The sequence below is a fragment of the Sporosarcina sp. P1 genome, assembly GCF_002743155.1.
GTDB classification, from domain to species: Bacteria; Bacillota; Bacilli; order Bacillales_A; family Planococcaceae; genus Sporosarcina; species Sporosarcina ureae_B.
In genome coordinates this window covers 510,665-522,730 of sequence record NZ_PDYS01000001.1, presented here as the reverse complement: position 1 = coordinate 522,730, position 12,066 = coordinate 510,665, and the positions used below count along the sequence as shown (strand labels likewise).

The following is a 12,066-nucleotide window of genomic DNA, read 5'->3' as shown; positions in this document are numbered from 1 at the left end:
TTTTGTTAGGATTCGTTCACCAGGGAATGAACGTGTGGATCGTCTCGATCAATTGCGTGATATACGGCAACCACAATGTCATGATGACTACTTTCATGCCGGTCTGAAACAACTGCCCGAATGCCCCGTACCCCTCATCTTTCATCTGAAGCGACAGAACCTCCGCTACATAATACAGACCCGCACTGACCACTAGTAGCGTTGCGTAAGGCGACGGTAACTTCTTCGTCAACTCCAACAATGTCGATCCGAAAGGTACAAGGACCGTAAATAATACATACACTGTGACCAGTAAGAATAGCGCGGTATGAAGAATGGGACGCAGGGCAGGTGCAGCAAATGAAAGCAAAAGCAGCAAGAGATACACGACAAATAATTGAAAGAGAATCGCCATTTACATCGCCATGGATAGCCAGCTAAAGAATTCCGTGATCTCCGTAAAGAATATTCTGAGGAACATCAGCAGCTCAATCGAGATGTACAGATATGCTAAGAAAAATAGGAAAAATGAGAACTCCTTCTTGCCTGTTTGCTCGAAAAACACGTGAAGTACCCCAATCACCAATCCAACGCCGGCGATGCGCAATAAATCATTCAGTTCCATCCCGCTACGCCTCCTCCATAGTCCACTCTATGAAGCAAGCTTCTTAAATATGCAAAAGTATCAAAGTATCACGGACATTGCGGATTGAAAAAGATAGGGAATAGTTTGTATCGGTGTGGGGATTTGCGCTCTAGGCGGACGCTTTCCCGTGGCCCCGCGGTGAGCGAGCTATATCAATCCCCTTGTACTCTCTAATTTACTTATTATACTTTCTACGTTTCGCTTCAATTTAAGAACTCATTTCCACGCAAAAAAAGGATGCCCCATCACTGGGACATCCTTGATACATATTTACTTATGCGCGGGAAACGTATTCCGCTTCTTCTGTGTTGATGATCAACATATCACCTTGGTTAACGAAGAATGGCACTTGTACAACAACGCCAGTTTCCATCTTAGCTGGCTTTGAACCGCCACTCGCTGTGTCACCTTTGATTCCAGGCTCTGTTTCCGCTACTTCAAGCGTAACGGTTATTGGTAATTCAACGCCAAGCACTTCTTCTTTATACGTGATGACGTGAACTTCCATGTTCTCTTTCAAGAACTTTAATTCATATTCAAGTTGCTTATCAGATAGTTCGATCTGCTCGTACGATTCGTTATCCATGAATACGTGCATATCTCCGTCAGCATATAAATACTGCATTTTACGGTTGTCAATTTGTGCTTTTTCTACTTTTTCTCCCGCACGGAATGTTTTTTCATTCACGTTTCCTGAGCGAAGATTACGCAGTTTCGAACGAACGAACGCTGCCCCTTTACCTGGTTTTACGTGTTGGAAATCCATTACGCGCCAAATGTCACCATCAACTTCAATTGTTAATCCTGTACGAAATTCGTTTACTGAAATCATTCGTATTCCTCCATTTTCAACCGATTATAAAATAAGCAGTTCTTTAGTAGACTTTGTCAAACGTTCATTACCTGTTTCTGTGATCAGTATATCATCTTCGATCCGCACTCCGCCAATACCAGGAAGGTAGATTCCTGGTTCCACTGTTACCGCCATATTCGGTACAAGCACCGTTTCGGAGCGGAATGATAAGGCTGGTGCTTCGTGAACTTCCATGCCAATGCCATGACCGGTTGAATGACCGAATGCCTCTCCATACCCTTTGGACTTGATGTAGTCGCGTGTAATTGCGTCGGCTTCGATACCTGTCATGCCGGGCTTAATCTTTTCTACACCCAGTTCTTGGGCGCGTAACGTGACTTCATAGATTTCACGAAGTTTAGCAGAAGGCTCACCGATCGCAACTGTTCTCGTAATATCAGATATATACCCATTATAAAGGGCGCCGTAATCCATTGTAACTAAATCACCTGTCTCAATCACTTTATCAGATGCTACCCCATGTGGTAAAGCCCCTCTTTCACCAGAAGCAACAATTATGTCAAATGAAGACGAAGTCGCGCCTTGTTTCCGCATGAAAAACTCCAATTCATTGGCGATTTCCAACTCCGTTTTCCCTGCTTGGATGACTGAACAAATATAGACGAATGCCGCATCCGCAATGGCTGCCGCTTGCTTTAACACTTCGATTTCTTCCGGGGTCTTAATTAAACGTAGTTTCTCTATTAAACCAGCGACAGGCACTAGTTTTGCTTTTACATGTTCGTTATACACTTCAAACTGACTATAGCTCAGATCCTCTTTTTCGAAGCCTAGTGTATCAATCTTCATTTCTTTTACTTGGTTCGCAACTTCTTGAATCATCGTGCCCGTATGCTGGACAATGCGATAGCCTGTTAGTTGGTCATTCGCTTGCTCCATATAACGGAAATCTGTAATGAATACTGCATCAACTTGTGAAACAATTGCAGTCCCTGCAGATCCCGTGAAGTTTGTCATGTAGCGACGATTGTACGGATTTGTGATTACTAATGCATCGAGTTGCTGTTCTTTCAATAATTTTCTTAATTGCTCTATTTTCAAGATAGTCTCTCCTCTCGTTTTAACAAAAACGCTTGGAAGGCAAGATCATAGCCCGCTGTTCCAAAACCGCATAATTGTCCTGCCGCTACAGGAGCAATGACAGACGTGTGTCGGAACTCTTCACGAGTATGTATATTTGAGATGTGGACTTCAATTACAGGAACAGAAATAGAAGCGATTGCGTCGCGAAGCGCAATGCTGTAGTGTGTAAATGCGCCTGGATTGAAGATGATGCCATCAATTTCTCGATCCCCTGCATCATGAATCTTGTTAATGAGCTCACCCTCTATATTGGATTGAAAACACGACAACGCGATATCTGATTCATTCGCTAAACGCCGAATTCGACTTTCAATATCTGCAAGTGTCTCTGCCCCGTATATATCCGGTTCTCTTTTGCCTAGCCTGTTCAAGTTTGGGCCATTTAAGAGTAACAGTTCCATTTAATCCCCCCCACTCATTTTTCTTCCCTATTTTAGCACAATGAGTAAGCGGGACATACTAATACTGTTCTAGCCTATTGTTTTTTTCATGTAAACAGAAGTTCCGATGACGAAACGGAAAATCATCGCAAACAAACAAGCAAACGGTATCGATATTTTTTTTATGAATTGTGTCATGGTCAAATCTGCTTTGACGTGGATCATCCATTCAATGAAGATAATCACGATAATTGTGACGATCAATGAAGAAACAGTGGGTGGAATCTTAAACGTCAGACGAGCAATAAAGTACAGGATAAAAAATAGCAAAAAACAAATGACTCCTAATAGCACCCACTTAAGCCAGCCGGGAAAAGTCGTAAGCATATGAAGTTTTTTCGTCCAGCCGATTGGTGACCATTTAATAAATTTAAAAACGTGTAGGAATTTTAGTGAAATTATAGATAGTACCGCAGCCATAACAGCTGTCCAGAAATGTGTTGAAGTAATTTTCATGACAATACCTCCCATTCCAGTGTCGGGCAATTTACACTTTTTTAAACATCTCAATGGTGCAATTTCACTTTTTTTAGTACAATGGGGATATCGTTTCTTACGACAGAAAGTGTGGGTATGTTATGAGCCAACAGAAAACTCCTCCAGCATACGGAGGTCAAGCACTTATAGAAGGTGTAATGTTCGGTGGAAAGAAGGATACGGTGACAGCCATTCGCCGGAAAGATGATACGATCGAATACTACCATGTACCGAGAGAATCACATCCTATACGCACTAAATTAAAAAAAATTCCTTTCATTCGGGGTATTGTCGCGTTAATTGAATCGGCTGGTAATGGTTCTAAGCATTTGACGTTTGCAAGTGACCGCTACGATGTGATGCCTGGCGAAGAAGAAGAACATGCAAAAGAAGAAGAGACGTCGAAACTAGTAATGGTTCTTGGAGTGGCGGCAGTCGGAGTATTATCGTTCATTTTTGGTAAGTTCGTCTTTACACTCGTTCCCGTTTTCTTAGCGGAGTTATTTCAATCGGTAGCACCTAGCAAAACGGCACAAATTATGATCGAAAGCTTCTTTAAACTCTTCTTGTTACTGACGTATATTGGATTGATTTCTATGACACCGCTAATCAAGCGGGTTTTCCAATATCATGGCGCAGAGCATAAAGTCATCAATAACTACGAAAGTAATATGGAAATGACAGTGGAAAACGTACAGTCGCAATCTCGATTGCATTATCGATGCGGTAGCAGTTTCATTTTGTTCACAGTCATCGTCGGAATGTTCATCTACTTCTTAGTTCCAACCGATCCACTTTGGTTACGCGTCCTCAATCGGATTTTGTTAATTCCGGTAGTGCTCGGCATATCATTTGAAGTATTACAGTTGACGAATGCGGTGCGCAACGTACCGGTACTTCGTTATCTAGGCTACCCTGGGCTTTGGTTGCAATTACTAACAACAAAAGAGCCAGACGACAAGCAAGTAGAAGTTGCAATTGCTTCTTTCGAAAAATTATTAGATGTGGAACAACATGGAGTTGGTGTGTTGCATCCTCAAGTTGCAGCAGAAACAGAAGAAACCAATGAGCCGAAACCTCTTCTGTCATAAAATTAAACAAAGAGCCTCGAATGTGTTTTTACATATTCGAGGCTCTTACCTTTTCTACAAAATTTTGCACACCAGTAAAAAGGTCCTTAGCACATTCGCTAAGGACCTTTTCACTATTGTTCGCTTACAATCGCCGGGACTTGTTTTGATTGAATGACTTTCAGTATGTAAAACACACCGATCGCAGCTGAAACTGCAATTCCCGTGCCTACAGATACGGCATAGTCGAGATGCAGACCTTCAGGAGCATACATCCAGTACGTCACGACAACAGCGGTCATGAACATTGCAGGAATGCCCGCAATCCAATGGGCTCGTTTTTCTCTGATTAAGAAAGATGTTGCCGTCCAAAGCATGACCGCTGCTACTAATTGATTCGTACCGCCAACATAACGCCACAAGAACGAGTAGTCGATTGTCGATAGATAGAACATCGGTACGCCTAATAGCAATGTAGTAGCCAAAACCACCCACTTTTTATTGGGATTCAACCACTTGGAAGTCGCTTCAGTAAAAATCATACGTGCTGAACGAAGAGCTGTATCGCCTGTTGTAATCGGTAAAATAATAACACCTAAAATAGCTAACATTCCACCAAACGAACCAAGTAATGTGCTCGAAATTTCATTTACTGCACCTGCTGGACCACCCGCAGCCAGAGCGCCTTGTAATCCTGCCGTACCACCAAAGAATGTCATGCCCGCTGCAGCCCATACCATTGCGATGATACCTTCCGCAATCATTGCGCCATAAAATACTTTCCGGCCCTCCGACTCTTTTTTCATCGTTCTAGAAACAATTGGACTTTGTGTACAATGGAATCCAGAAATAGCTCCACAAGAAATCGTCACCATTAACAACGGCCAAATTGGCAACTCTCCAGGATGTAAGTTCTGTAAAGTTAAATTCGGGATTTTCTCAGGTCCAAATAATAAAGCCCCACCAATCCCAACTGCCATAACGATCAACACTACTCCAAACACCGGGTATAAACGACCTATAATTTTATTGATTGGCAAAATAGCTGCCAACACGAAGTAACCAAATATAATAATTAATGACACGATAAATGAGAGCGGTGTAATGGATGAAATAAGTTGCGCCGGCCCCGCAGTGAAGGCAGCCGCTACAAGAACCATTAAAACAATTGAAATCACATTGATGAAACGTCTGGCGATATCACCTAAATACTCTCCCACAATTTTAGGGAATTGAGCACCACCGTGTTTCAGTGACAACATTCCAGAAAAATAATCATGGACAGCTCCTGCAAAAATACTACCGAACACAATCCAAATGAATGCAACAGGTCCATATAACGCACCTGCAATCGCCCCGAATATCGGACCTAAACCTGCGATGTTCAGTAATTGGATGAGCCAGCCTTTCCACCAGCTCATCGGCACGTAATCCATCCCATCAGCCTGTGTATAGGCGGGCGTTTTCCTTGCATCGTCAATCACAAATACCTTTTCGACCACTTTTGAATACGTTAGATAACCTATAACTAGCAAGACGATGGATGATAAAAATGTCAGCATGCAACCCCTACTTTCCCGTCTTTTAATATATTTGTCTGATTGATTAATAATGAATCAAACAATTTTTTCTAGTATATAATAGTTTGAAAATTATATCAACATAGACTTTTAGAATAATTTAACTTTTTTTCCTACTACATTTACTTCTAAAAGAAGATTGTGAAATTTTACCTATGAAAGCACGAAACCCCAAATGCATAAGCATTCGGGGTTTCGTTAGTATTAAATTATAATCCGCACTTCAATTGCGCTTGGCAATTGGTACACGTGTTACATCCACCTATTTCTTCTACTGTACCTTGTCGGCAAACTGGACATGTGTCGCCCACTTCTGAACCGATCGTGACGTTTGTCGAACGCAATGCTTGGATCGTATTTACGAGCACAACTTTCGGCTGATCTGTCACTTCAACTACTTCTTCTGTATCCGGAATATTATCTTCCGCTTTCAGAGTCAGTACTTGTGCATCGCGGCTACCGTCGACGTATACTGTACCGCCTTTCGCCCCGCCTTTATACAATCTCTCATACACACTTTCAACTTGTTCCACTGTATAGCCGCGTGGTGCGTTAACTGTTTTAGAGATCGAACTGTCGATCCAGCGCTGAATGATACATTGCACGTCCGCATGCGCTTCCGGTGCTAATTCCATTGAAGAAATAAACCAATCAGGCAATTGATTTGGATCAGCATCAGGATTAGCCTGCAAATACTCTTCTACAATCGCCGCTTTTACTTCGATGAATTTACCTAAGCGTCCGCTACGGTAATATGTGAATGAGAAATAAGGCTCTAATCCAGTTGAAACCCCTACCATGGTTCCAGTGGATCCAGTTGGCGCAACAGTCAATAAGTGAGAGTTTCTGATTCCATGTTCCAAAATCGATTCGCGGATATCTTCCGGCATGCGCTTCATAAAGCCAGAATTAATGAAAGCCTGACGTAATGCTTTCGTTTCTTCATCCGTTTGACCAATAAGGAATGGGAAACTTCCTTTTTCTTTCGCCAATTCAATCGATTCGCGGTAAGCAGTTGTCGCAATTGCTTCAAATACTTCATCCACTAATTGATTTCCTTCAGGCGAGCCGTATTCTTTTTCACAGTAGATGTGAAGATCAGCAAGCCCCATCACACCCAGACCTACACGGCGTTCTCCAAGGGCTTGTACTTTATTATCTTCAAGGAAGTACGGTGTAGCGTCGATGACGTTATCTTGCATACGTACACCAGTCCGTACCGTCTCTCTCAACTTTTCAAAGTTAACCGTCTTCGTATTTTTGTCTGCCATCTCAGCAAGATTGACAGCAGCCAAATTACAGACAGAATATGGTGCAAGTGGTTGTTCACCACACGGATTTGTTGCTACAACTTGCTGTCCGTACGCTTTTGCATTCGTGTCGTCATTTGCATTATCAATGAAGAAAATGCCTGGTTCCGCTGAATACGTTGCACAAATATTAATTAAATCCCATAGAGCGCGGGCTTTAATCGTACGATACACACGAACTTCGTGACCTAGACGTTCCCATTCGCGTACATCGCCAACTTCATGCCACTGTTCATTATAATACTTCATCTGTTCAGGGGAATAATTTTCGACTGCCGGGAAACGCAAATCGTAATTCGCGTCTTCTTCCACCGCTTTCATGAAGTCATCCGTTAAGGTTACGGAAATATTCGCTCCTGTCAGGAATTCTGGATTATGAACGGTGTACGTTCCGCCATCCTGCAGCTTCAGCTCAGCGTCACGGATAATCGCTGCGTTAAAACCACCTTGACCTGGAATTTGTTTATAGTTTGTGATGCCTTGATACATCGCTTCTTCTTGTGCTGTCAACGGTTTGAAATTCAATTTCTCATCGGCCAGCTTCTTGATCATTTCATCTTCTGTGTTTTCTATCAAATAGCGCAAAATTCGCGGATTCTGCATTTTGGAGATGATGAATTCATAAATGTCCGGGTGCCAGTTTGATAACATAATCATCTGTGCCCCACGTCTTGATCCGCCCTGCTCGACCAAATGAGTCAATTTTGCAATATCATCCAACCAAGAAACCGATCCGGATGACTTACCGTTGACACCACGCGCCAATGTGTTGCGTGGACGCAATGTCGAACCGTTCGTTCCTACACCGCCACCACGACTCATGATCTCCATCACTTGCTTACGGTGATCGGATATCCCTTCACGGGAATCGGGCACAAACGGCATTACATAACAGTTAAAGAACGTGACATCCGTGTCTGATCCTGCGCCATACAGCACGCGACCAGCCGGAATGAAGTTCAATGCCTTCAACTGATCATAAAACATGTTATACGACTGCGTTCTTCTATCTTCCGTCTTTTCAACAGAAGCAAGTCCGGTCGCATTACGTTTTGCGATCTGCTCGTAGAACACTTCTAGTGGCTTCTCAAGCACTTCAAGGGGACGTGTAATAACACCTTTTTGCTGCTCATCCATATCGTCGATTGATGAACGATATTCTGGTTCGATCCAGATCTCCGCTTTCCCGTTCGCTTGATCAAGTTTCGTAATATACCCTAACCCACGAGCGGGGAACTTTGGATCTTCTCTCACTGTTAGAACGACAAAATCGCCTTCTTTCAGTGTCTTCTTTTCCATATCTTTAAATGAATATCGATCGATCATTACTAGACGCGATACTCCACTATGTGTTAGCTTCATATCCTCCGTAACCGGGTGAACTTGAGGGAACTTCGCAATATCCTCATTCAATTGTTGTTTATCGAGCATCGGTTCGCCTTGCTTCGACATCGTAACCATATAACATCCTCCTCATAACGCTACAAACACTATATATAGTGTTTGTCTTATTAAATAATCTACTACATATTGAATAGTATATCAATCGACATTTATTCTTCAAAAACATAAAATCATTGATATCACGACATTTCGACAAAAAAAATAAAACCAAAGTACCAATTTTATTTTTTAAAATTCCAGTCATCATTCGCATATTTATCTTTCTCGATTTGGCGGACTAAAGCGAGCTGTTCATGCGTTAATTCTAGAGGTTCCAATGAAATATCGAGCGACGTTTCAAACCCTTTAGAAAAGGCTTGTTTGCATTCCTCCACTGAAATCTCTCGGTCCGTCAATCGGTCAATCGCAATTGCACGGTCTGGTAATGTTTTACGTACACGTTCTTTCAATGCGGGTGATGAATACGTGAAAATAGACGTCAATTTATCGACATCTAAGCTCATCAAAATTGCTCCATGTTGCAAAATCACGCCTTTTTGACGCGTTTGTGCACTACCCGCAACCTTTTTACCTTCGACAACGAGTTCATACCAGCTCGGTGCATCAAAACAAACACCGCTCTTTGGGCTACGCAATTGCTCCGTAACGTCTTGATCTGGAATCGAGAACTCTGCCTGAAGTCCGAGATTACGGAAGCCTTGCAGCAATCCACCAGAAATCACACGGTATGCTTCGGTTACTGTTTCCGGCATATCGGGATACTGCTCGCTCACAATGACACTGTATGTAAGCTCATGTTCATGCAAGACACCGCGGCCACCTGTTGGTCTTCGGACAAATCCGAGCCCTAGTTCTTTTACTTTTTCCATATCGATATCTTTTTCAATACGTTGGAAGTACCCGATAGATAATGTAGCGGGTTCCCACTCATAAAAACGTAGAACTGGCCCGATTTCTCCTCGGCTATGTAAGTCAAGAAGCGCTTCATCGAGCGCCATATTGAAGGAAGGACTACATTTCCCAGAGTCTACATAATGCCATACGGCTTTTGTCATAATCTATTCTCCTTCGTGTTAATACTCCACCTATAGTATAGGAAGTCATCAATGAAAAAAACAATAACGCATTTCATTTTATCATTAGGATTGAACTGATGCCAGATAATCTTTATAATAGAGATATTGATGAAGGGGGAAGTTTTTTTGAGTTATTATATTTTAGGAGCAGCTGTGCTCGCGGTCATTTTGTATTTCGTCATCACATACATACGTGTCGGAAAAGCATTGACTACATTAACGCAAGAAGAGTTTATTAAAGGATATCGCAAAGCACAATTGATCGACGTGCGCGAACCAAAAGATTTCGATGCTGGACATATTTTAGGTGCGCGTAATATTCCATTTACACAGTTCTCACAGCGCTATAAGGAAATCCGCCCCGACAAACCCGTTTATCTTTATGACCAAAACACAAGCCGTACAGGCCGTGCTGCGTTATTCTTGAAGAAAAAAGGTTGTACAGAAATCTACCAGCTACGCGGTGGATTTAAAAAGTGGTCAGGTAAAATCAAAACAAAATAATCATTGCGGATCCTCCTTTTTAAGGAGGATCTACTTATTTATAGGGAGAGTGTTAAATTAATGAAATCATCTTTTTTAATTCCACTACAGTCCGCACAATACGAGAAGCTGACACATTATCAATATTATGGCGTCGTCATTGAAGCGATTCTAGACGCACTTCAACAACGTTCACCGGCTGATTGGAAAATTATCCAAGTGGATGAGTTTTCCTCTTATACAGAAACCATGCTTCCTGAGTTGATTCATCGTAAACAATTGCCTTACGAATCACTTAGTCATATTTACGCCACATTGCCGACACAAAAAATTCAACAAGACGTATCAACTGATGCTTTTTCCTTACAAGGTGCTGAAACAATCGACAATCAGTTGCTATTCTTTCCTGAACATCAAATTGCCATCGCCAACATTAGCTATTATGTCGCAACCGGCTCTACTTGGTCAGAACATACTGTATTCGCGCCATCGGCCAGTCACGTCAAAGATTTCATCGAAGTGCTCAATCAACTTCAACGAGACGCGATGAAAACGAATATTACGTACTTAGTGGATACCGAAGAAGGCATGGAAAAAAAGACGTATGGCGCCGGCGCACAAATTGAGCGCAGTGACGTTCTGCTGGATGAAAGTTTGAAGAATGATCTATTTCGTTCTATCGATGAATTCTTCCGAGATGGCGGGGCTTTCTTTAAAGAATACGGACTACCATATAAAAGAGGAATCTTGCTGTATGGATCTCCCGGTAACGGTAAAACGACACTCGTACGTTCCATTACCGGAACAACTGACGCACCTGTTGTCTATTGGCAAATCACGGAATTCACAGGGAGTCATTCCGTACAAGAAGTGTTCAATATAGTCGAACGGCTCGCACCCGCTATCCTTGTAATCGAAGACATCGATTCCATGCCGGAACATATGAGAAGCACATTTCTAAACATCCTAGATGGCGTACATGTCCGTGATGGTTTATTCATCATCGGGACGACTAATTACCCTGAACGCATCGACCCTGCCCTCATCAACCGTGCAGGCCGCTTTGACAGCACATATGAAATCAAGTCTCCGACACTGGAAGTCCGTAGGTTATACATGGAAAAACTGGATCGCAAAAAGATACTTTCTCTAGAACAAGTGGAGGAAATAGCCAAGCAGACAAAAGGCCTTTCTGTATCACAGTTGAATGAATTATATATGTCAATTGCGCTCACCTACCATTATGAGGCGAATATTCAATATGAAGAACGAATCCGTCAGTTGCAGAAGCAACATAGACAAACTACTCGACATGACTGGGAAACCGATTCAACAATTGGTTATTAAGACGCAAAAGAGGTTGCCTTGAATCTTTCAAGGCAACCTTTTTTGCTTGATTGTGAATAGGTTTACGCAAAGTCACTCATTCTAGTTATTGATTTTTATCCAGCTACTTCTAGCTTTCGTCAGGGCTACTATTATTTTGTTATAAGCCCCTACCTTCGCGCCAAATAGAAGCTCATTGCCTTTAAGGACTGTCATAATTTGTATATTAAGCAATTATTTATTATGACAAATATCTAATAGTACGTTTCTTTTATTCACGAAGATTTAAAAATAAAACAACACACGTGTCGATTCAAG

The 12,066-nt window shown here is 42.1% G+C and carries 12 protein-coding genes; 3 read left to right on the top strand and 9 right to left on the bottom strand.

Translation table 11 applies throughout. The features are described from left to right. Positions 1 to 16: 16 nt before the first annotated feature. From CSV73_RS02645 to CSV73_RS02620, 6 genes are all read right to left on the bottom strand, one after another. Positions 17 to 394, bottom strand: a complete 378-nt coding sequence (locus CSV73_RS02645) for a stage III sporulation AC/AD family protein (protein ID WP_099626543.1) — start codon at positions 392 to 394, stop codon at positions 17 to 19. Continuing rightward, positions 395 to 604 carry a hypothetical protein gene (locus tag CSV73_RS02640; protein ID WP_029054553.1) on the bottom strand — a complete coding sequence of 70 codons (210 nt, stop codon included), beginning with the start codon at positions 602 to 604 and terminating at the stop codon, positions 395 to 397. Between the two features lie 295 nt (positions 605 to 899). Then, a complete protein-coding gene (efp, locus tag CSV73_RS02635) occupies positions 900 to 1,457 on the bottom strand; it encodes an elongation factor P (RefSeq protein ID WP_085130474.1) in 558 nt (185 codons plus the stop codon). Positions 1,458 to 1,481: 24 nt separating this feature from the next. Further along, complete coding sequence (locus CSV73_RS02630; RefSeq protein ID WP_198166101.1) at positions 1,482 to 2,543, bottom strand: M24 family metallopeptidase; 1,062 nt, start codon at positions 2,541 to 2,543, stop codon at positions 1,482 to 1,484. Next, positions 2,537 to 2,983 carry a type II 3-dehydroquinate dehydratase gene (aroQ, locus tag CSV73_RS02625; protein ID WP_085130469.1) on the bottom strand — a complete coding sequence of 149 codons (447 nt, stop codon included), beginning with the start codon at positions 2,981 to 2,983 and terminating at the stop codon, positions 2,537 to 2,539. The genes CSV73_RS02630 and aroQ overlap by 7 nt, the downstream gene beginning before the upstream one ends. Before the next feature lie 69 nt (positions 2,984 to 3,052). Beyond that, positions 3,053 to 3,478, bottom strand: coding sequence for a hypothetical protein (locus CSV73_RS02620; protein ID WP_085130467.1), 426 nt, complete (start codon positions 3,476 to 3,478; stop codon positions 3,053 to 3,055). Between the two features lie 122 nt (positions 3,479 to 3,600). Between CSV73_RS02620 and CSV73_RS02615 the strand changes: the two genes are divergently transcribed. After that, positions 3,601 to 4,590, top strand: coding sequence for a DUF1385 domain-containing protein (locus CSV73_RS02615; RefSeq protein WP_085130465.1), 990 nt, complete (start codon positions 3,601 to 3,603; stop codon positions 4,588 to 4,590). Between the two features lie 113 nt (positions 4,591 to 4,703). On the opposite strand, the gene CSV73_RS02610 is transcribed toward CSV73_RS02615, so the two are convergent. The 3 genes from CSV73_RS02610 to CSV73_RS02600 form a co-directional block, all read right to left on the bottom strand. After that, positions 4,704 to 6,131, bottom strand: coding sequence for a carbon starvation CstA family protein (locus CSV73_RS02610; RefSeq protein WP_085130463.1), 1,428 nt, complete (start codon positions 6,129 to 6,131; stop codon positions 4,704 to 4,706). A gap of 227 nt (positions 6,132 to 6,358) precedes the next feature. Further along, positions 6,359 to 8,920 (bottom strand): vitamin B12-dependent ribonucleotide reductase, encoded by a 2,562-nt coding sequence (locus tag CSV73_RS02605; protein ID WP_085130461.1) that lies wholly within the window; start codon positions 8,918 to 8,920, stop codon positions 6,359 to 6,361. 164 nt (positions 8,921 to 9,084) lie between these two features. Next, positions 9,085 to 9,918 (bottom strand): lipoate--protein ligase family protein, encoded by an 834-nt coding sequence (locus tag CSV73_RS02600; protein ID WP_085130459.1) that lies wholly within the window; start codon positions 9,916 to 9,918, stop codon positions 9,085 to 9,087. Positions 9,919 to 10,047: 129 nt separating this feature from the next. Here CSV73_RS02600 and CSV73_RS02595 point away from each other — a divergent pair, with 129 nt between their 5' ends. Further along, entirely contained in the window at positions 10,048 to 10,443 is a 396-nt protein-coding gene (locus CSV73_RS02595) for a rhodanese-like domain-containing protein (RefSeq protein WP_085130457.1), read from the top strand. 60 nt (positions 10,444 to 10,503) lie between these two features. Continuing rightward, positions 10,504 to 11,769: an AAA family ATPase gene (locus CSV73_RS02590; RefSeq protein WP_099626542.1), complete on the top strand. Its 1,266-nt coding sequence runs from the start codon at positions 10,504 to 10,506 to the stop codon at positions 11,767 to 11,769. Positions 11,770 to 12,066: the final 297 nt, after the last annotated feature.